12 protein-coding genes and 1 pseudogene are annotated in these 21,297 nt (G+C 69.2%); 3 read left to right on the top strand and 10 right to left on the bottom strand.

Annotation, left to right across the window (positions count from 1 at the left end; translation table 11 throughout):
* Positions 1 to 5 precede the first annotated feature (5 nt).
* The gene (locus QSK26_RS23405; protein ID WP_285777377.1) at positions 6 to 494 is read right to left on the bottom strand and encodes a hypothetical protein; all 489 of its coding nucleotides are present in this window, start codon (positions 492 to 494) and stop codon (positions 6 to 8) included.
* A 118-nt stretch (positions 495 to 612) separates the two neighbouring features.
* On the opposite strand from QSK26_RS23405, the gene QSK26_RS23400 reads away from it, so the two are divergent.
* Positions 613 to 873, top strand: a complete 261-nt coding sequence (locus QSK26_RS23400; protein WP_285777587.1) for an MmyB family transcriptional regulator — start codon at positions 613 to 615, stop codon at positions 871 to 873.
* A 246-nt stretch (positions 874 to 1,119) separates the two neighbouring features.
* Positions 1,120 to 1,746: a hypothetical protein gene (locus tag QSK26_RS23395; protein WP_285777376.1), complete on the top strand. Its 627-nt coding sequence runs from the start codon at positions 1,120 to 1,122 to the stop codon at positions 1,744 to 1,746.
* Between the two features lie 341 nt (positions 1,747 to 2,087).
* Here QSK26_RS23395 and QSK26_RS23390 read toward each other — a convergent pair whose 3' ends face one another.
* Complete coding sequence (locus tag QSK26_RS23390) at positions 2,088 to 2,243, bottom strand: hypothetical protein (RefSeq protein WP_285777375.1); 156 nt, start codon at positions 2,241 to 2,243, stop codon at positions 2,088 to 2,090.
* A gap of 315 nt (positions 2,244 to 2,558) precedes the next feature.
* Here QSK26_RS23390 and QSK26_RS23385 point away from each other — a divergent pair, with 315 nt between their 5' ends.
* Positions 2,559 to 5,708 carry a S8 family serine peptidase gene (locus tag QSK26_RS23385; protein ID WP_285777374.1) on the top strand — a complete coding sequence of 1,050 codons (3,150 nt, stop codon included), beginning with the start codon at positions 2,559 to 2,561 and terminating at the stop codon, positions 5,706 to 5,708.
* Between the two features lie 800 nt (positions 5,709 to 6,508).
* Here the strand turns inward: QSK26_RS23385 and QSK26_RS23380 are convergent.
* The 8 genes and pseudogenes from QSK26_RS23380 to pglY form a co-directional block, all read right to left on the bottom strand.
* Positions 6,509 to 6,744, bottom strand: a pseudogene (locus QSK26_RS23380) (transposase); the annotation flags it as partial.
* Positions 6,745 to 7,749 carry a CU044_5270 family protein gene (locus QSK26_RS23375; RefSeq protein ID WP_502888735.1) on the bottom strand — a complete coding sequence of 335 codons (1,005 nt, stop codon included), beginning with the start codon at positions 7,747 to 7,749 and terminating at the stop codon, positions 6,745 to 6,747.
* Positions 7,742 to 8,302: an RNA polymerase sigma factor gene (locus tag QSK26_RS23370; protein WP_285777373.1), complete on the bottom strand. Its 561-nt coding sequence runs from the start codon at positions 8,300 to 8,302 to the stop codon at positions 7,742 to 7,744. The genes QSK26_RS23375 and QSK26_RS23370 overlap by 8 nt, the downstream gene beginning before the upstream one ends.
* Before the next feature lie 78 nt (positions 8,303 to 8,380).
* A complete protein-coding gene (locus tag QSK26_RS23365; RefSeq protein ID WP_285777372.1) occupies positions 8,381 to 9,925 on the bottom strand; it encodes a heparinase II/III domain-containing protein in 1,545 nt (514 codons plus the stop codon).
* Between the two features lie 1,030 nt (positions 9,926 to 10,955).
* A complete protein-coding gene (locus QSK26_RS23360; RefSeq protein WP_285777371.1) occupies positions 10,956 to 13,097 on the bottom strand; it encodes a DEAD/DEAH box helicase in 2,142 nt (713 codons plus the stop codon).
* Positions 13,097 to 14,425, bottom strand: coding sequence for a BREX system ATP-binding protein BrxD (gene brxD / locus QSK26_RS23355; RefSeq protein ID WP_285777370.1), 1,329 nt, complete (start codon positions 14,423 to 14,425; stop codon positions 13,097 to 13,099). Before brxD ends, QSK26_RS23360 begins: the two co-directional genes overlap by 1 nt.
* A gap of 25 nt (positions 14,426 to 14,450) precedes the next feature.
* A complete protein-coding gene (gene pglZ / locus QSK26_RS23350) occupies positions 14,451 to 17,336 on the bottom strand; it encodes a BREX-2 system phosphatase PglZ (RefSeq protein WP_285777369.1) in 2,886 nt (961 codons plus the stop codon).
* A complete protein-coding gene (pglY, locus tag QSK26_RS23345; RefSeq protein WP_285777368.1) occupies positions 17,333 to 21,232 on the bottom strand; it encodes a BREX-2 system ATPase PglY in 3,900 nt (1,299 codons plus the stop codon). Before pglY ends, pglZ begins: the two co-directional genes overlap by 4 nt.
* Between the last annotated feature and the right edge of the window lie 65 nt (positions 21,233 to 21,297).

The raw sequence follows: 21,297 nt of genomic DNA, 5'->3' as shown, positions 1-21,297 counted from the left end.
TGCTGTCACGGCAGCCGAGGCCGAAGGTCCAGCCAGCGTTCGATCCGCGTGCGCACCGGGCCCTCCGCCAGAAGATCGGAAATGGAACGCATGGGGTTGAGGAGCGTCTTGCAGACGCGCAGGGCGAAGATCTCATCGCGAGGACGCGCCCGCCAGTCCGCCACCCACTCGCTCGCCTGGTCCAGCGTGAGGGGCAGGGCATCCAGGACGTCCACGGCCAGTTGATCCGGATCCCACAGCGGATCGTCACCGCGACCGAGATCAGCGATCAGCGACGCTCGCAGGTTGAAACGACTGGCGTTCGCGTCCCGCGCCGGATAGCCGGCCCTTTCGGCGCCGTCGAGAGCCGCGAAAGCCACCCGCGCCCAGATTCGCCGAACCTCCCCCCGGTCACGATCCTGCGCGCAGTTCAGATTGAGCTGCCACGCGCCCAGCCAGGAGTTGATGCTGTCCGTCGCGAACTCGATTCCGCCGCCGTCTTCCATGCCTGCCATGATCGCTCCCAGAGGCACACCTTGGCAGGACGCGAGCCTTCCTAGTAGCCGGTGAAGTCCCGGACGAGCCTGACGAAGTCGTCGGGGCGTTCGGCGCGGGAGACGTGGCCGCGGCCAGCTGTGCGGTCAGCGCCTCCACGGTCAGCGCGCCGCCGTCGTCGTCCACAACGTCGCCGCCGCCGAGGTCGGGCGGGCCAGCCGGATGCGCCTGCGGCACCCCGCGATCGGGCCGATGGAGTTCGACTACGAGGCGCTGCCGGCCCCGGCCGAGGACCAGCGGCTGCTGATCTACACCCCGCCGCCGGGCTCGAAGACGTTCGAGGCACTGGAGCTGCTGCGGGTGGTCGGCCCGGAGACCGCGCACCGCAGCCACCGATAGCCCCTCGCCGTCACCGGCGTGCCGAGGTACCCGGGCGAGAAGAGCCCGACTTCGCCCGGGTGCCCTATCCCTTGTTCGACACCAGGCGGAACATAGTTTTTGGTTCGGAATTTTCAGTACGACCTGCGCACATCGGTGAACCAGGCGAAGAGCTTATGCAGGACGCTTCGAATCATGATTAGCCGCCACGCCGGATGGAAATGGCGGGGAGGACAATCGGCGACAAGGGCGGAAAAGGAGATCCGAGTGATCAACGCCGCGTTACACATCGGCAGCGACATCCGGTTGTTCCAGCACGACCAGCTGCTCGTCATCTACGTCGATGACGGCAACTCCATCACCTACAACGGCCAGACGGTCGGGCACGGCACCTTCGGCAACGTGCCGAGAGACTTCGTCGGCCAGATCAGCGGGGCCTACGCCATCGGCAACGACGTGCGGCTCTTCGGCGGCAACCGTCTGGTCGTGGTGGACGTCTACAACAACAACCAGATCACCTACGACGGCCACATCAGGGACCACGGCACCTATCGGCAGCTTGCCGACGACTTCGCCCGGGACTTCGACGACGTCATCCAGATCGGCCCCGACACGCGGATCTTCAAGGGCGACCGGCTCGTCGTGATCGATGTCGAGGACGGCAACAAGATCACCTACGACGGCCCCATCACCGGACACGGCACCTTCTCGCACCTGCCCTCGGACTTCTCCGGCGACTTCGACGCCGTGCACACCGTCGGCAACGACGTCCGCATATTCAAGGGAAACCGGCTGGTGGTCATCAATTTCGCCGACGGTAACAAAATCACCTTCGACGACCGCGCCAGAAACCACGGCACCTACCACAACGTCCCGCCGGGCTGGCTGGACTGACCGACCGTAACAGTACGCCCCCACACCGAACCCCCACGGGTCCAGCGTGGGGGCGCCTTACGACTTGCGGCACAAAACCGCGTCGTTGCCCAGGAAGCCGGGAGTCGCGCCGCGTGACGCGGTGGAAACCCTCGGGCACAGCCGCATCTCGGCCACGATGGAGATCTACACGCACGGGGCGCCAGGACGCCCTCAAGGAGGCCGACGGACTGTTCCAGTGAGGCCGTTGGGCGGGGACGCCGCCCGCCCCGCTCTTCACAAGGCGCGGCGCTCCCTTGCCAGGCGAGCGTCCGGCGGCTCCGGTGGACGTCCGCGGGTGAGGTGCTCGGATGCCCGGCTGTTCAGTCGAAGTCGTAGATGCGTTCGTACTCGGCGGCGTCCCACAGCTTCCAGTCGCCGTCACTGCTGGGACCGGCGACCCCGCCCACGTACAACTGCTGGTACTCCTCGAACGCCAGGCTGCCCTCGGCATTCTCCCCCTCAGGCCGCGATGGCACTTATAGGGATGAAGTAGCGGGAAAACAAGAACGAGGTTCGGGGGAGTAGTGGTGTAGCCAACCGAAAGGACACTTCCGCATGCCCGCTTCTCCCCGATTGCCATACCCGAACCCGTCGGCATGGACGATCACCGCCCAGTACGCGCGGACCGCGTCAGCGGGAGGCACGGCGTGAGACCTGCCGGCAGCCGAGCGGCCGCAGCGTCGTTGTTCGTCGCCGTACTGCTGGCCGCATCCCTCGAAGCCCCACCCGCGGCGGCTGTATACGGGCAACCGGACCAGGGAATGGCGGGAACGCCGAGTCGTACGGTCACCTTGATCACCGGCGACCGCGTGACCGTCTCCGGGACCGGTACCACAGTGGAGCCCGGAAAGGGCCGGAGTGAGATCACCTTCGCCGCCGAGGACATCGGCGAGCGGATCCGGGTGGTGCCGAGCGACGCGTTCTCCCTGCTACGCGAGGGGCGCCTCGACCCGCGGCTCTTCGACGTGACCACGTTGCTGGAGGCGGGTTACGACGATCGCCGGGCGGACCTGCCGCTGATCGTCGCGCATTCCGGCAAAGCGGCCGAGGGCCGGATCAGGTCGCAGTTGACCACGGAAGGCACTCGCCTGGTGCGTGACCTCACCGCCGTCGACGGACTCGCGGTTCGGGTCGACAAGACGTACGGCACGCGTTTCTGGGACGGGCTCACGACGGGCGGCGCGACCCGCACCCTCGCCGGCGGCGTGACCAAGGTGTGGCTCGACGGGCTGGCGAAGCTGTCGCTGAACGACAGCGTCCAGCAGATCGGCGCCCGGGACGCGTGGCAGAAGGGATTGACCGGCGCGGGGGTGAAGGTCGCGGTGCTCGACACCGGCATCGACGCCGCCCATCCCGACCTCGCAGGCAGGGTGGCGGCGCAGGAGAACTTCACCGAGGATCCCGACGGTCGCGATGTGGTGGGGCACGGCACGCACGTGGCCGCCACCATCGCGGGAAGCGGCTCCACCTCTGCGGGGAAGTACCGGGGAGTCGCTCCCGGGGCGACCCTCCTGGACGGCAAGGTGTGCGGAGTCGGCGGCTGGTGCGAGGAGTCCTCGATCCTGGCGGGCATGCAGTGGGCCGCCGAACACGGTGCCAGAGTGGCGAACATGAGCTTGGGCGCGCGTGACACGCCTGAGCTGGACCTGCTGGAGCAGGCCGTGCAGAGGCTGACCTCGCAGTACGGAACCCTGTTCGTCGTGTCCGCCGGCAACGGCGGCAAGGTGGAGCCGGTGAGCTCGCCCGGAAGCGCGGATGCGGCGCTCTCCGTGGGGGCCGTCACCAAGTCCGATGCGCTGGCGGAGTTCTCCAGCCGGGGCCCGCGCGTCGGCGACGCCGCCCTGAAGCCCGACATCACCGCACCGGGCGTGGACATCACCGCGGCACGGAGCGGGACCTCCCCGGGCGAGGGGGCATACGTTGCCCAGTCCGGTACCTCGATGGCCGCTCCGCACGTCGCCGCGTCGGCCGCGATCCTGGCCGAGCAGCACCCCGGCTGGCAGGCGGGCACGCTGAAGGCGGCGCTGATGGCCGGCGCCCGCCCCAACCCTGCCCTGGGCGTCTTCGCCCAAGGGGCGGGACGGCTTGACGTCGCGCGGGCAACGGAGCAGTCCGTCACCACCGAGCCCGGCGCGGTCAGCTTCGGCCGTCAATCGTGGCCGCACACCGACGACGAACCGGTCACCAGGAAGCTGGTCTACCACAACGCCGGTGCCGCACCGGTGACGCTGAGGCTGTCTGCTCGGGCGGTGGACGCGCAGGGCGGGCCGCTGCCGGTGGACCTCTTCACGGTGACGCCCGGGACGATCATCGTGCCCGCGCACGGACAGGCGGAGGTTTCCGTCACCGCCGACACTCGCGTGAACGTCACTGACGGCCATCTCGGCGGCTACCTGATCGCCACTGGGGACGGCGATGTGTCCGTGAGCACGCCACTGGCGGTGGACAAGGAGATCGAGAGCTACGATTTGACGCTGAGACACCTCGACCGTGACGGCCAGCCGACAAGCGAGTATTTCACGGCCGTCGCCCGGATCGACGTACCGGCCGAGGACTGGGCGCCCATCTTCATCGAGAATGGTCAAAGCACCGTCACTCTGCGGCTTCCCAAGGGCAGGTGGTTGATAGACAGCCGGTCGATCTTCGCCGAGCACGTCACGATGCTGGTCCATCCGGGGCTGGAGCTGAGCGAGGCGCGGACCGTCGACCTCGACGCCCGGCTCGGCCGGGAGATCTCGGTGAACTCGCCGACCCCGTCGGCCACGCTGCTGCAGAGCGAGGCGAGTCACCAGGGCACGCTGCCTGACGGCGCGCAATACACGTTCACCTTCCTCGGCCGTTCGTTCGAGCGGATGCTGAGCGCGCAACTGGGCCCTGAAAGGACATATGACGGTGTCTTGACCAAAGTGGCGGGCCAGTGGGCTGACGGCGCGGACGCGTACCGGCTGTCATGGTTCGTCCGCGGCCGGATCCCGACCGGATTCAGCAGGAAGGTCGATCCGGCCGATCTGACCGCCGTTCGCACCGACTACGCCGAACATCGGCCCGGCGCCGAAGGCGCGGCGGCAAGCTGGGCACAGCCACCGGACGGGAAGTTCAGCGGGTATCTCGCATCGACCCACTTCGCGTTGCCGTTCACACAGACCGAGTACCTCAACACCGACGAGGGAATCCGCTGGCAACGCCAGTTTCGGGAGACCGTGCCCAGCGGGGAGTCCAGCTACTTCTACTCGCCGATCACCAGGTACGAGCGGAAGCGCGCGTACGCCGAGCGGTGGAACCGTGGAGTCTTCGGACCGGCCCTGGTCGGTGACGCCGGCGTGACCCGCACCGGTGACACGATCGCGGTCGACGTGCCGCTGTACGGCGACGGCGCGGGACGCATGGGCAGGTCCACCCGGGCGGAAGGTCACATCGCCCTGTATCGAGACGGTCAACTGGTGGCCGACGAGCGAACCCTCGGCTACATCGAGTTCGAGGTGCCCTCCGGCGCGGCACGGTACCGGCTGGTGATGGAAGCCGGCCGCGGGACTCCGTCGGTGCTGTCGACACGCACTGCGATCGCGTGGACGTTCCGCTCCGGACAGGGCCGAGACGGCACGCCATCCCGCCCGCCGCTGTCCACTGTCCAGTTCTCTCCGTCGCTGGATTCGCACAACGCAGCGCCCGCCGGGACCGCGTACACCGTGCCTGTCACGATCCGTCCGCAGCCCGGTACGGCGGCGACCAAGGTGCGCGACCTGACCGTCGACGTCTCCTACGACGACGGAAGCACGTGGAGCGCGGCGCCGGTCAAGCGATCCGGAACCGAGGGGACGGTCGTTCTGCGGCATCCCCCGGGTGCGGGCTTCGTCTCGCTGCGAGCCGGCCTCACCGACGTCGCCGGCAACACCATGAACCAGACGATCATCCGCGCGTATCGGATCACTCCGGGAAGCTGACGGACCGCGAGGCGGCGGACGGCTTCGCTCCCGTCCGCCGCCTGGCCGATCAGCCGCCTTCCACTGCGGGCTCCGGCCTGCATGCCGGCACCAAGACGTTGGAGGGCGCTCAGCACCCTGAGCGAGACGCCCAGTTCCGATGGGTGTGGCTCTTCCCCAGTGACTTGGAGCGATCAAGTCGTGAGGGAGTATCCGTCCTGGTAGTCGCTCTGGTGGACCCGTTCGTGTTGCCGGGCGAGGTGGAAACGCCGGTATTCGTCGGGGTGACCGTTGGCGATCAGGGCGCTGTTGGTGAGGTAGCGGATGCACGCGTCGATGCCGTCTCGGCGGTGGGCGGCCGTGGTGATGACCTGGCCTGTCAGCGCCGTGATGACGTGGCCGGTGTGCCCGGCCGGCAGGGCCAGAGCGTGACCGGCGACCCAGTCCTCGGCGGCCGGTGCCGCGGGCGGATGCAGGCTCCAGGCGGCAGCCCATAACTTTTCCAGCACGTGAACGAAATCGATGATGATGTGGACGCCGACGCCGCGGCGGGCAGCTTCGCAGGTGATCAGATCGAGTCGGTGGCGGGCTCCGTCGACGAGCACGACCCAGGGACGGACGTGGCCGGGATCACGGGCTTCGGCGTGGTCGAAGACCTTGGCGATCAACAGGGCAGGGGCGGTGATGACCGAGCCGCACAACCATGTGCGCATCGCGCGTGGCCTGGCCCGCGGCAGGCGCTGCCCGGCTCGCCCGCCCGGGACGGCGATCACATCGTGTGGCCGGCGGGGCGCGGGCTCGGCGCCGTAGACCACACACCGGGTGACGTCCAGGCCGAGGATCTCGCGCCCGCCGTCGGCGTTGACGGCGGGTCGCCACCGAGACATGCACGTTGATGATGCGGCCGCCCCCACGCACCTTCCGGGTCAGCGCGTCGAGCCGGACGAAGGTGCGGGGGCCGGTGGCCAAAGCGCGGGTGCGGAAGGCTTCGACGTGCTCAGCCCGGTGTCTTGGCCATCTGCGAGACCTGGCTTCTGGAGATGTGCTTGATCCCGAGTCAGTCGGTGGTGGGGGGCGCAGGCTTGGCGTCGGTCCAGCCCGAGGCGAGGACCACCTCCGTCCTGTCGCCCTTGCCCGGTGCGTGGGTGATCTCGTAGGTCAGCACCATCGACGTGCCGGGATCGACGATCAGCCGGCCGCGGGTGGGCTGGTCGTGCTGTAGTGGGAACGAGACTGACACGCCCGGCCTGCCCAGAGGGTCCTTCGCGCCCTCCTCGACTGTCACCTGCGGCAGCGTCGCCAGCGCCCGGTAGGCGGCCGCCCGCACCTCGGGGGTGGTGGGCAGCTCGTACAGCAGCGCGGCCAGCGTGGTCGGCACTCTGTCAGAGACGGAGTCCTCCTCGACGCCGCCCGCGCGGATCGCCCGGCGGGCCGACTCCGTCAGCGCCGCCGGGTCTGTGGGCAGTTCTCTCAGCTGCGTCAGCGTCAGGTCCTCGCCACCAAGCCGGAACGGTCCCCCTTCCTCCACCGCGCTCAGCCGGCCTTCGCCGGGGGCGGTCGAGTAGACGCCGTCCTCCACCTTCCACTCCGTCGGCGCACCGTCGCGTCGCCAGGCCGCCTCGTCGAGCGGACGCGTGGCCAGTTGCTTGTGCCCGGACCAGACCCGCCCGTCGGTGGAGACCCACTGCTCGGTCAGGGTGGAAGTTTCCAGCCGGTAGGTGTGGCCCTTACCGCCGTACAGTTTGTCCCAGCGCATCGTGTACTGCCGCTTGACGTGCCAGTACGAGCCCGTCGGAGCCGCCTCGGCCCTGGTTGCCGCGGCCAGCAGAATCGAGTTCCCGGAGAGCGTGGCCTGGGTCGCCGGCACGGCGTGGGTTCCCAGGTTCGGCACGACGATCGCCGTGGTCAGCGCCGCGGCCACCGCGAGCCCGGCGACGCCGGCCTTCCACGGCACGCGCCTCCTGGTCCTCGCCTGTATGCGCGCCTCTACCCGCCCCCTGGCGAACGCGTCCGCCGGCGGGTCGCCGTACAGCTCGCGCACCTGCTTGCTCAGTTCATCCATGGTTGGCCCCCATCGGGTTGGCGTCGCCGAGGGCGGCGCGGAGCTTGGTTCGGGCCCGGCTCAGTCGTGAGCCGACCGTGCCGTACGAGATGCCGAGCGCGGCGGCGATCTCCTGGTGGGACAGCCCGGCAAGGGCCATGAGGAGCAGGACATCGCGTTCGCCCTGGTTGAGCGAGGCGATGGCGGCGGCCAGCGCCGGCCGCAGGCTCTGCGCGCTGACCTGGTCGGTCACGCGCTCCTCCGGCCCGGGGACGTTCCCGCCAGACCCGTGCCGCTGCCGCGCTCGCAACCCCCTGACCTCGGCCCGCCGGTGTTTGCTGACCAGGTTGGTGGCGATGCCGTACAGCCAGCTGCGGACGGCCGCCCGTGCGGGGTCGTACCGTGCCCGTTTGCGGTACGCCGTCAGGAATGTCTCGGCCACCACATCCTCGGCATGGGCGGGCCCGAGGCGATGGGAGACGTACCTGAACATCTCATCGAAGTAGGCGTCGAAGACGCCGGGAAAGTCGTCAAGCGACTCATCCGGTGGTCGTTCGACTCGCGCGGCCGTCATCGAGAGCCTTTCGAGTAGAAGTGCCAGTTGTGGTGTATCACCCGATGGCCGCAAAGCCTTTCCCCTGGCCAGGGACGGCTACATGGACCGGCCGTACGACGGATCGAAGGTGACGGGCCCGCCGGGCGTATGCACGGTCACGGTGGAGCCTGAGGCCGTCACGGTGGGATCGGCGCAGTCCGGCACGATCACGGTCAGCACACCGGCCGCTTCGGGCGACAGCACGGTTGCGACCTCCTCCGTACGCAGCCCGCCGGGCGAGATCAGGCCGGGACGCACCGCCTGCCCCGCTCCCGGGAACTGCACCAGGCTCACGCGCCAGTCCCCGTCGCCGAGCACCACCACGCCGTCACGCCGGGACACAACCTTGAGAGCAGGATCGAAGTGCCACATGCTACGCAACGTCGATCCGGCGGGGACGGAGTCATGCACCACCATCAGGTCGGGCCCATGGTTGACGAGCACCCACCGCGTCCTGGTCACCCCGTAGGCGTCGTCGGCCAGTTCGTACGTCTGCCGCACCGGCTCGATCGCCGAGCTCACCAGGCGTGTGGCCGTACCCGGCCGGAAGTTCCCGGTCACGACGACGGGCACGTTGTGCGCCTCCGGCATGCGGGTCCACGCGACGTAGCCGGTCTTCTCGTAGGAGTGGAACCCAGCCTCCACCAGGATCCTGCGACCTTGGGCGTTGTAGGTGACGCCCAGGTGGTCCTCGTGCCCGTGCAACCGCTGCCCCGGACCGAACCTGATCGAGTAGTAGGCCGAGCGCGGGTCGTCCCACGCGGTCCTGCCGAAGACGTACCCGCCGTCGAACACCCGCACCGTCAGCCCATCGTGCGCGAAGCCGGGTGCGGGGACGGCGGGGCCGTCACCGATGGGGACGAGCCGGCCGTCGGGCTGAGTGGCGTGCGCGACGTACGCCTCCAGCGCGGCTCTGTGAGCGACCAACCTGGCCGGCCGCTCGACGCCGCTCTCCTCGATCGCCCGCAGCGCGACGCCGAGCCGCCGGTGCACGTACACGCCGTAGCGGGGAGCCTGCTCGTGCAGCACTCCCTGAGCGTCGATGGCCAGCTCGGCCGAGGCGGTCATCCGGCGGACGGCGAGGTCCCGCCACCGCGCCCGGCCCAGCCGGCAGCCGGTGACCAGCAGTCCGATGTCCTGGTCGAGGCCGTGATTGTGGCCGGCACGGTAGAGCCTGGAATCGGCCAGGACATCGCCGTGCTCGGCCAGGCTGTCCCAGAGCCACCGAGTGCGCACGTGCTCGCTCAGGCACACGAGCACGGGCACACGCAAGGCGACCGCGTGCTCCGCCCAAGCCCACGGGCTGATTCCGGTGCCGCCTCGCGGGTTCTCGCGGATCCAGTGACGGGCCAGGTCGCAGGCGCGCCGCAGGTACGCGGGCGCCCCCGAGCGCTCGTACGCGAGGGCCAGTCCTCCGATCCAGCGCAGCGCGTGCAGGTTCAGCGCCCAGGAGCGGTTGCCGTGCGGGTTCGCGGTCCAGTCGACGTCTCTGCCGATCTCCACCGCCGGCAACCCGGCGAACTGCAGGTGTCCCTCCATCACCCTCGTCGCGTCGATCGCGGGAAACTGGTCGCTCAGGCAGATGGCCTTACCTGACGTCATGCGAGCACGCCAGAACATGTCGTGGCTCCTGTTTTCGGGCGCGGTCAACCCCGCGCGGTGTCAAAGAGGGGCTTCTTGACGCCTGGCCGGACGGGCGCTATACCCGGGCGGTCCGGCGGCGGCCCGGGAAGTCGCGATCTCCGGTCCGACTGCGATCGAGTCGAAGCGCCGGCCACAGAGACGGACGACCACCGTCTCCTCTTGCCTCAGGGGGCACGGCGGTGCTGCCGGTCAGGAGTTCCCGGCGACGTCAGAGCGCCAGGCGCGCCTTGCCCGCCCGGAAGAACCCGCTGGGCGCACTTGCGGAACGTCGCGAGGAACCTCTCCGCGACGATTCCCTCGCCGTGGCCGGAGCCGAGCCGCCGTATGACGTAGGTGCAGGTCTCGCCGCGGTGCCGCGCACCGACTCGAACCGGTCGGTGACGCCGCGCTGGTCTCTCCGGTCATGTGCAGCCTTCCGGTGAATCAGTGGTCATCACCTATCACCCGGCGCCTCGGTTGGCTTTCCCACGTACGTCTCTTGGGTTGACCTTCATCGCCGGGCGCGGACATGTCCGAGAAGAGGTCGCCGAGGATCCGTGCCGCCTACGGTCCATCACCATGGCGGAAAGCTCTACGACGCGCACCCTTTGCGACAAGAACGACGCAGGGTGTTCATGAGTGGGCCTGACCTGGGATGCCGTCGATGCCCTGAAGATCGTTTCCCGGCGATACGGCTTCTGGGCAAGTGGCCGGCCATGCGATCCGACAGGCTCGGCATCGCCTACCAGGCCGTACTTCACCTCGCTGCCATCCTCATCCGGACGCGACACTGAGCAAGATGGGCTGCCGCCGATCGGCGCTACGGCAGGGGTGCCTGGCGCCTTCGGCCGCAGTCCCCGATGGGGACGCCTGGTGAAGGCCACCGGTATCACCGGCCACCTGGACTGATGCGCGCAAGGAAGTGGAGCCAGGACGACACCTGACGCCGCTCAATCCGGAGGGAAGGTTACAGCACCTCCCGACGAGCGGCGCCGAACGCCTCACAATGCTAAAAAATTGGGGTGAACTGCAGGCGGACCGGCTCGGTCAGTGCGGCCCGGGCTCCATCGAAGTCGGCCAGTCGGGCCGCCACCGTCGCCACCGCCAGCCGTTCCGGCAGAACAGAGGAGAACTTCAGCCCCCTGACGGCGCGGCGGTCAACGTCCGGCAGCACCAGGATCTCACCATCTCCTGCCCTGTCCCGGGCCTCCTGCCAGGCAGCGGGAGTGAGGTCTTCGCGCAGCCGGACGGCGAAGTCAGTCGGCCGCTGAACCGGGTCGGCGATCGAGGGCAGTGTGGCGGCGAGCGTCGCGTTCGCGCGGTAGCCGGCCCAAGTCCACCACCGTACGTCGTCACCCGCCCGGGTGATCAGAGTCCCGCCGGGATGCACGGTGACAGGCGCCTCCTGCTCTCGCCATTCGGCAAGGCATGCCTTGGCTCGCCGGGTCAGCGTCACCGGTGGGTCGGCACCGAGCAGGACCTCCCGCATGGCGCGCGTCAGGGCGTAGGACAGCCCGGCGATTCCGCCGCTCGTCCACTTGGCGACGCCTCCGCCATCTGCCGGCTCGACGAAGGCACGCCTGCGCGCCCAGTCGATGAAGGTCACCCGCCAACTCCGGCCACCGAGTAGCAGCACACGGGGGCCCGCCCTTTCCTCGGTCAGCACCGTGGGGTCGGTCCGCCCGATCTCCTGGCGGCCGGCCAGCACGGTGAATTGCGGTGGCGCGGTGAAGGACGCGGTCAGCTCGATGAAGTGGCGCTGTCCGAAGCGGCGCTCCGCCTCCGGGCCGATGAAGAGCATTCCGCCGTCCTCGTCGAGGAACCCCGCATCGAGCATGTGCCCCAGGATGGGATCCGCCGAGCGATCGAAGGGGGCCAGCCCGTTCCATTCCTCCGGCCACAGATGGTCACCGATCCGGTGCTGCTGGAGGGTCACGGCGAGCAGTTGCTGCGCGACGAGATGGCGTGGTTCCGGGGGTGCGGTCACGGGCTCCACCCAGCCGCGTCCCCACAGTAAGAGCAAACCTGCAGCCTGCAGCAACGTCTCGTTCCTCGTCGCGAGGAACAGGCAGTTCCGTACGGTCCCGGCGCGCCGTCCAGTACGTCCGATGCGCTGCAGAAAAGACGCGACCGTGGCGGGTGAGTCGATCTGGATCACCCGGTCCAGGTCACCGACGTCGATGCCGAGTTCGAGCGTGGAGGTGGAGACGATGACGCAGTCACGGGCCTCGGCGAAGGCATGCTCTGACCGTTTGCGCTCTTCGACGGACAGCGAGGCATGGGACAGGAAGACGTTCACCTCGCGAGCGCGCAGGGCCGCGCCGAGCTGTTCCACTTGCCGCCGCGAGTCGCAGAACACGAGCCGCTTCTCACTTCGGTGCAGCGCGGCGATCAACTTTGCGGCGTTGTCCAGGGAGCCGACATAGTCCAGTTCGACGTCTCCAGCCAGACGTGAGCCGTCCGTTCCCATGGCACGCGGGAGTTCGGGCGCCACCACCTGGCCCGGCCGCTTCTCCGCGCCGGCTCCTTGCAGCCACTGAAGCAGGTGCCCCGGGTTCCCCACGGTCGCCGACAGGCCGATCCGCTGGATGGCACGGCCGGTCACGCGCTCCAGCCGTTCGAGTACGGCCAGCAGGTGCCAGCCGCGGTCGTCGCCGGCGAAGGCGTGCACCTCGTCGACGACGACAGCCCGGACACGGCCCAGCAGGTGCGCGTGGTCGGTCTTGACGCCGATCAGCATGGCTTCGAGTGACTCGGGGGTGGTGAGCAGAATGTCGGGCGGGTCGATGCGGATCCGACGCCGCTGCGACTCAGGGACGTCACCGTGCCACAGTGCGGCCCGGCGCCCGACCCACTGCGCGTAGGAGTCGATCCGTGGGAGGAGATTGTTGAGCAGTGCCTTGAGCGGGCACAGGTACAGCACCGATGCGCCGGTCCAGTGCTGTTCCGCCATCGCGGACAACAGCGGGAAACAGGCTGCCTCGGTCTTGCCGCCTGCGGTCGGAGCGAGCAGGACCGCGTCGTCACCATCCATCAGAGGCCCGATCGCCGCCCGTTGCAGCGGGCGCAGGTCGGGCCAGCCGAGGCTGTTCACGATGTGGTGCCGGACGACCCGATCGAGCCGGTCCACGTGGTCGCCGTGGTCGGCCATCACAGGTCCAGGTGGATGTCGTCGGCTGAGGCGGCGAGATTGCGTTCCGTGTCGGTGAGTTCGCTGCTGTGCACGGTCAGCGTGTAGTGCTGCCGGGGGTCGAAGTCCTCGAACTGGTCGACCCGGTCCAGTACATCGCCGACGAGCTTCTTCAGGAAGAGACGGGGTACCACCCCGACCTTGCCACCCAGCGCCCCGCCGACCGCCCGCGCCAGGTCGGCGATATACGCGTCGTCGGCAAGGTCCTTGATCCGGTCAGGAGCGTCGGCTCCGTCGACGTAGAGGTCGCGGACGGTCACTCCGAGGTCCACCAGGGATTCCATGGTGAAGCCGGGCAGCCGGAGCTGCACCGCGCGCGGGTTGTCGAAGCGGGGGTCAGTCGTGAAGTCGGTCGCCAGTCGCTGGGCCAGCGGCGTGAGGCGCTGCACCCCCTGCTGCCCGTCGTAGAACGTCGGCGTCCCGGTGATCACTAGGTACAGGCCGGGGAAGCGGCCGGAATGCACTTCGTCGATGAGCTGACGCAGCGCGTTGAGCGCTTTGTCGCGTGCATCGGAGCGCACCCGCTGCAGGGTCTCGACCTCGTCCAATACGACGAGGAGTCCCGGGTGGCCGCCGTCGCGCAGCACGGTCAGCAGGCCCTGCAGAAAGCCGAGCGCGCCGAAGTGGTCGAGGTCGCCGCGCACACCCGCGAACCGGCGTGCGGCGGCGGCGACGTGTGGCTGCCCACCGAGCCAGGCCAGCACGGCAGCGGCGATCGTCTCATCCCCTGCGGCGAGCGCGGAGCGGTATCCGCGCAGCGCGGTCGCGAACGACGGCGCGTGCCGCGACACCTCAATGAGCCGGGCGGTCAGCAGCTTCTCCACCTCGGCGGGCAGCTCGTCCTCACCAGCGCCGGCCGCGAGGGCGTCCTCCTCCAGTGCGTAGAACCATGCGTCCACCACCGGCCGCAGAGCACTTGGCGGGAAGCTCGCGGTGGTGAGCCGTTCGGTCAGCCGCCGGTAGACCGTCTCCAGCCGGTGCAGGGGTGTTTCGGTCTCTGAGACCTGGATTTCGGCGGTGGCGAAGTTCCGCCGTTTGGCTCGCTCCCCCAGCCATCGGGTGAAGAACGTCTTGCCGGATCCGTACTCTCCCCGTACGGCCTTGAATACCGATGCGCCGGAGGCGACCACGTCCAGTTCGGCGTCGAGCGCCGACTCGAACCGGTCGAGGCCGGTGGCGAGCAGGTCAAGCCCGCTCTCGGGTACGGCGCCGCGCCGCAGCGCGTCGATCACGGCGCGGCGGCGCACCGTACTGACCTGGGCGGAACGGGACGGCCGAGCGGTGTTCACGCCTGCCAGTCTCCCATTGTGCTCGTCATCCCAGCTCGAACTGGTCCCGTAGCAGTCCCGTGTTCAGCCGCAGCGTGCGTCCATCGGGCAGGGTCTCCAGGACCTGCACCCCGTCGTAGTTGAGGAGCTGTCGCAGGACGGCGGCGAACCCGTCGGCCCGGCTCGCCGGGTAGCCGACGCGCTGGGCCATTGCCGTCACTGGGAGGGCACCGGTGTCGAGCAGGGCCCGTACGGCCGTCTCGACCTTGTCCATGGGAGGCTTGCGGGCCAGCAGCCCCACCTGTGCCTGGAAAATGTCCGATTCCAGCAGCGCGTCCACCAACGCGTCATCGGGCGAAATCAGGCGAGGAGCCAACAGAGCGTCGTCGTTCGCGGGGCTCAGAACCACGTCGAAGAGAGCATCGCCCATCTGCTCGGCACGGGCCTTCGACGGTCTGGCGCGCCGCTTCGGCTCGGCTGCCGCCGCAGCGACCGGGGCGGCGAGGCGGACGGCCTTCCCCTCCGGGGACCACCATGCCGGATGCTGGTCGCCGAGCTCACGCCAGCCCTTGGGCGGCTCTGCGCCGAAGGGCAGGAACGCCAGGACGGGTATGGTGAACTCGGCGAGCGAGACGCCGCCGTGGTAGCCGGCCTTCTGCGCGGTGTAGCGGGAGTCGGCATCCCACAGCGCCACGATCTCAGCGCCCGATTCCGGCCACACCACTCGCGGACCGGACAACCCGATCTCGGTCTCAACTATCGGGCCGCCGGGGGCACGGTGCCGGGCGGAACCGATGTCGTCGCCGTCGACCTTGATTCCGTGACGGTCCACGACGTGCCCGTGGTCGCTGGTGAGGATCACCGCCATGCCCTGGGCCGCGGACACGCGCAGGAGTTCCCGTAGCTTGCCGATCTGCTCGAGCCGCCAGGCTCCGTCGCCGAGCTTCTGTTCCTTGGCGAGCCGGTCGTCGATGGTGTTCAGTACCACCGCCACGTGCGTTCGCTCGTCGGCGAGGGCCTCGCCCAGCTCCGGCCCGAACGGGTCGCCGGCGCTCTCGCCCCGCAAGTCGTCCTTGTGGAAAACTGCGGCCGGGGCCCCGCCCCAGAACCGATGCGTGGGGAAGATTCGCTTCTCGTCGACCTGCGTGCCCTTCATCAGCTTCCCGGCGAACAGCGACGTCCGGGAGACCGCGGTCAGCGTCGGCAGGGCGGCCGCCATGGCGCGCCGCCGCGGAGGCCGGTCTGCCAGGTCCGGCACCGGGTCGTACTCGGCCCATTGCCGGCGAAGCTCCTCGCCCAGCTCGGTGGCGATCGCCGCACTCATCCCGTCCAGGACCAGCAGCAGCAGCCGCCGGCCCGTCTTGGCCGTTGCAACCGGCTTCACGACCCGGGTGAGGAAGGACTCCACGGTCAGCATCGAACCCGGGTCGGTACCCGCCGCCGTCCAGGTGGCGAGCGCCTTGGCGAAGCCCCGATCGATCTCGCGCCGCCGTTTGCGTACTCGAGTGCCCAGCGTGTCGTAGGCGGATTTCAGCTCGGGACCGGGGTCGCCTCCTGCCTCGATGTGCTCCAGCGCCTGGTCCACCCAGCCGGTCTCGGCGATGTGGCGCTCGATCGCCGCCGCCACCGTGTCAGTGGCTGCGACCGGGTCGGTGGCAAGCCACCGGGCGAGCCGCTGCCCCATGCGGGCCCGCTCGATGCGCACCCGCACGTCCGGATCGACGGCCATGTGGTGCTTGTCCAGCAGCCCTATGGCCTGCTCAACCATGTGCGGTTCATCCGCGGCCAGCGCCCGCCCGGCCTGCGCGAAGCGGGCCTCCAGCCCTGCTACCAGCATTGGGCTGGCTTCAACGGCGGATTCGGCCCCGAACTGCCGGGCCAGAGAAGCGGCACGGTCCAGCACCGGACCGGTGATTCGGCGCGTCTCGCGCGCCGTCTCCTCGTCCCCGCCGGTACGGCCCACTTCCAGCAGCGTGGTCACGAACTCCTCGCAGGAGCGCCCGAACGTGGCTACGAGGGTGTCCAGGGCCTCACCGGCCGCGGGCGATTCCTCTCCGAACCAACGCTCGGCCCGTCCCCGTACCCGGTACGTCTGCGCGTCGGCCTCGGCGTGCACCCACAGTGCCGCGCACACCAGGCCGAACGGCACCGCGTCCGCTCCGTGCTCGGCCTCCACCAGCGCGAGCAGCGCCCGCCCGGCGAGCCCGGCCTGGTCCTCTTCACCGAGGAACGCCATCAAACCGGCACGCTCCGGGCCACGCAGTGCCAGCAGCCGCTCCGGGCCGCCGGGGGTGAGCGACCACTGCAAGAGAGTGTGGGGGTCGAGGCCGTCATCACTCTGTGCCGGGCCGGTGGTCGCTTTCCCGTCGGTGTCGTAGCGACCAAGGCGCAGGCGGCGCAGTGCGAGCGCCGACAGAGCGGTACGACGGGACAGAACTCCTCCGGCCAGTGGCGGCCACCCGCCTGGCGGAGTGGCGTCAAGGAGCGCTTCAGCGGCCCACCCATCAGCCCTGAGGCGCGGGTCGACCTGCTCTGCGCCGAACGCCTCCCGCACGACATTCCAGCCGTCGACGGTCTCGATGCGTTGCTTGTGCGTACGGGCGAGGATGGCCGGGTCGAGTTCGTTCTGCTCCCGATCGGTCAGCACCACCAGCACCTGAGGGTCCGTAGCCTGCGCCGCCAGATGGTCCAGCACCAGTTCGTGGACGGCCAGTGGCGATGAGGCCGCCGCGATCCGGGCGCGCCGTCCCTCGCCCCAGGCCAGTTCCCCGGGTCCGTCCCACCGGGGCGTCGATCGCAGCAGCACGACCCGCCGCCGACCGGTACCGGCGAGGGAGTCCTTCAGCGATGACTGGGAGGAGAGGAACTGGGTGACGGTCGCGGTGGTCAACCGCATCGCGCCCGTGCCTCCGGTGGTGACCGCCGTGTTCATCGATCCACGACCCGCCAGGTGATCTCAATGGCGGCGTCCGGGTCCCGGGCCGCCAACTCCTCCAGTTCCGCCTGCAATTCAGCGGCTGCCTTGGCCGCCGTCGTACGCCTGCCGCCCGAACGGCGCGCCCCGGTGACCGCCCCGTCTTCCTTCCCCTCCGGGACACGCGGATCACTGGTAGGCGTGCTCAGGTCCACGTCCCCCGCGCCTCGGACCGGCGCTGGAGCGGGCGTAACGGGCGGTGTCGGGGCAGGTGAGACGGGACGGGGCTGGTTGCGCTTGATCAGGGCGGTGACCTCGCGGCGGGTGTGTTCCAGGGCGCCGATGAGGTCGGCCGTCATCTGGTCGGCCTGGGCCACACCGCGCAGGGACTGCAGCAGCGCCTGCCCCTCGGGCCCCTGACCCTCGGCCAGTTCCAGTGTGTCCCAGGCCGCCACGACCAGCGCCTGCGCGACGTCGTACGCCCGCTTGACACAGGTCCCGTACCGCTCGGGGCTCACCTGTCCGAGGTCGAAACGGACCAGCGTCTCGACGGTCTTCTTCGCTCCGCTCGCGCCCGCCGCGCCCTGTGCGGTGGACGCCAGCTTGTGCATCAGGTCACGCGAGCGCCGGGCGAGCGCGAGACGCCCCTTATCGTCGGTCTCGTCCAAGCCGAGGAACGAGGCGTGCTTCTCCAGTTGCCGGACCAGTTCCGCCGCCGGCTCCTGGTAGCTGCGGGCGCTCTCGACGATCTGCCTGGCGAACTGGTTGACCATCCGCCCGCGCCGCAGCATGGGAGCCTTCACCCCGAAGACGGCCTCGTACCGTTGCCTGGCCTCGTTCCAGTCGTCGTCTCCCGGCAGTGGCTGGCTGCGCAGAGCATCACCTTGCTTGATCTGCGACAGCTCGGGCGCCGGATCGATCGGGACCCCGCCGCGCACCCACACCCGGTCGTCCATCTCGGCGAACGCGGCGACCACCAGGGTGCCGAGGAACGGCTCCAGCCCACGTTTCTCCGGTTTGTCCGTCCAGCCGACGAGGGTGATCAGACTCAGGTCCCCGGTGACGCCCTCCGTCTGCGCCAACCGGCGGAAATGGTCGGCCCAGCGAGTGGACACCGCGAAATAAGCCTCCCTCTGCTGCCCCAGGCCAAGCGGCTCGGCCACACGCAGCATCAGCTTCCGGTCCTTCTCCGGCACCTCGACCCGCCGGTCACGAGACTCCGCCGCCGCCCGGACGTGCGCCAGGATCGTTCTGGCGTCCGCCGGCTTCACCGCGACGCCCGTACCGCCCGGATCAAGGTCCGGGTGCGCGGGGAACTGGAAGGCGAGCAGCTTGCCGGCGATGTCCCTGATGGCCTCACGCATCGGCTTGGCGAAGGAGATGGTGAGCCCGCCGACGTCGGGCAGCGCCACGAGGTGGTCGTCGAAACCCAGCTCGACGTCGGACGCCTTCTTGTCCGCCAGGCCGTACGCCTGTTTGAAGGCGCCCGTCACCTGCTTGAGCAGCGCTCCATGCTGGGTCTCCAGCAGCCCCTTGGCACGTGCCCGGTTGTCGGCGTTGAGGTGGGCCGCGTACTGCGTGGCGAACCGGCTGTCGTCGGCGAGTGCCTTGTCGATGACGAGAAGCCGGCGAAAGTCCGCGAACCGCTGGGCGGACAGGTGCGCCGGAACCCACGCGACCGTGAGTGCGGGCTCGCCCTGCCGCTCCCGCAGGCCGCGCATCCGGTTGACGTCATCGACCGGACCGTACGCTCCCTCGTCGAAGGGCAGGTCGACGACGATCCGCCACCGCCCCTCGATCTGCGGCTGCAACTCGTGGTCGGGTACGTCGTCCTCGTCGGCGATGTTGCCGAAGATCACCTCTACCGACCGGTTGGAGCCTTTCCACACGAGGTTCAGGTCGTCCGCACCGAGCCTGCCATCGGAGCGATCCACCCCCAACTCCGCGGCGAGCAGCCGTTTGGCGAGCGCCATCCGGTTGCCGGGGTTGTCGTTGACGGCCGCGTTGGCGATGACCGAGTCGACGTCGACACCGGTCAGCTCCAGCCGTACGCCCGCGTTGGCGCCGGTCCCGGTCTCCTTGATCTCGGGGAAGCGGGCGGCCCACTCGGCGACCTTGTTCTTGATGATGCCGACCTCACTGCCCGGGATCGGCGCGGTCACCGAGCCGTGGTTGAGCGCGCCGAGACGGCGGTTCGTCAGGTCGCTCAGGGCAGGCACGCTCGGCGCGAGCGCCGACAGCAGGAGCGTGCAGATCAAGCGGTTGTCGCCGACGAAGGACCTGCAACGCTGTGCCAGACCGGGGTCGGTGATGGTCTCACGCCGGTGCAGGTACCGCTCGACGTCGTCCTCGGTCACATCATAGGAGGTCAGCAGGTACGGCCGGAGCTTGGTCTTGTACAGCTTGTCGGCGGCCTCGAACACCACCTTCAGGCTGTCCACGAACGGCTTGTCACCACCGTCGGCGATCACCGGGTACAGGTCGCCCAGCGGTACCAGATCCCCGAGCCGCAGGTCGTCCCGGTGCGCGGCGAGCAACTGCCCCATCAGCTTCAGACCGGTACGAGAGCGCTGCAGCGCGGAGGAGATGTGCACCAGGGTGTCCATGAAGGCCGGTGAGAAGGGATAAGTCAGCCGGAACGACTCCTCATCCGCCCCGGTCGTCCCCTTGTCCGAGCCGAGCAGCGTGTCCCACACCTGCGGGCCGGCCTTCTTGGTCCGCTCGAACGCCGCGTCGATCAGCGCCTGCTTGCCCTCCTTCGACTTCAGGAGGCGGGCGTTCGCGATCTGCGGGAGGTTGCGGTCCTCCAGTGTGATCTTGTCGAACCGCCCGGACGCGAGGTTCAGCGTGTCCTGGATCGACGCCTCCGCCGCGCCCGACACCTCCTCGCCGACCAGCTCACGCAGGTCTCGCTGGCGAGCGATGAACGAGACGATGGGGATCGCCCGCCAGGCGTCCCCGCCCTCCACGAAGTTCGTGATCTTGCTCGCCTCGCGGGCCACGAACTTCTGGTCATGGATGAGCGTCGCCAGCCACAGGATCAGCTCGTCCATGAAGAGGATCAGGCCGTCGTAGCCCAGCGACTTCGCGTGCTCGGCGATCACCGACAGGCCGGCGTCGAGAGAGATGAAGCCGTGCTCGTCTTCAGCCGCGTTCTTCGCGAACCCGGGCAGCAGGTTGGTGCTGGCATCCTGCACGAGCTTGGCCCGCAGCTCGGTCGGCGTGGTCGGATGGACCAGGTCCAGCGGTACGCCGCCGTCGTGCGTCTCCTCGGCCGCGAGCGCCGCGTCGAGCAGTTCGGGCGTCCAGGCGAACGACTCACCCCACTCGTCGTCCTCGTCGGCCTCCCCATCGCCGGAGCCGAGCCCGTTGATGACCGCCTCGTCGCCCATCCGGGCGCGCATGGCCCGGATATCGGTGAACAGCGCGTCGGTGCGATACACCTGGGGCGTCGGCGCGTCCGGGTGCAGCTTCTTGACGTGACTGACGTACCCGCCCAGCACCCGCTGCTCCAGGGCCTTGGCGCCGAGCATGTGGTACGGCACGAGCAGGAACCGCTTGCCGTCGGTGTCCAGCCATTCGTGCTTGGTCAGCACAGGGTCGAACTCGCTGCGGGCGCGGGCCGCCGAGTTGCCGCTGAGCAACGCGTACAGCACCGCCATGAAGTGCGACTTACCGGAACCGAACGAACCGTGCAGGTAGGCGGCCTTCGAGGTGTGCCCGTCCAAAGCCGATTTGATCAGCCCGAGAGCCTCGTCGAAGTTCTCCAGCAGCCGCTCGGTGACGACGTAGTTCTTAAGGGCATGCTCAGCCCCCTCGGACGTCACCGCCTCGGCCAGGCTCAGCACGAAGTCGGAGGTGGAGATGGACTCCTTGATGTCGATGACATCCTTGAGGAGGGGCTGCTCTGCCATGGACCTTCTCGCTCTCCTTCGCTTCCGCCTACGCCTTGCCTCTGCGTGCCTACGCCAATCGCCTC

The sequence above is a fragment of the Microtetraspora sp. NBRC 13810 genome (assembly GCF_030268685.1).
Classification (GTDB): Bacteria; Actinomycetota; Actinomycetes; order Streptosporangiales; family Streptosporangiaceae; genus BSRQ01.
The sequence above is the reverse complement of the archived record's forward strand: the minus strand, read 5'-3'. Positions and strand labels throughout refer to the sequence as shown.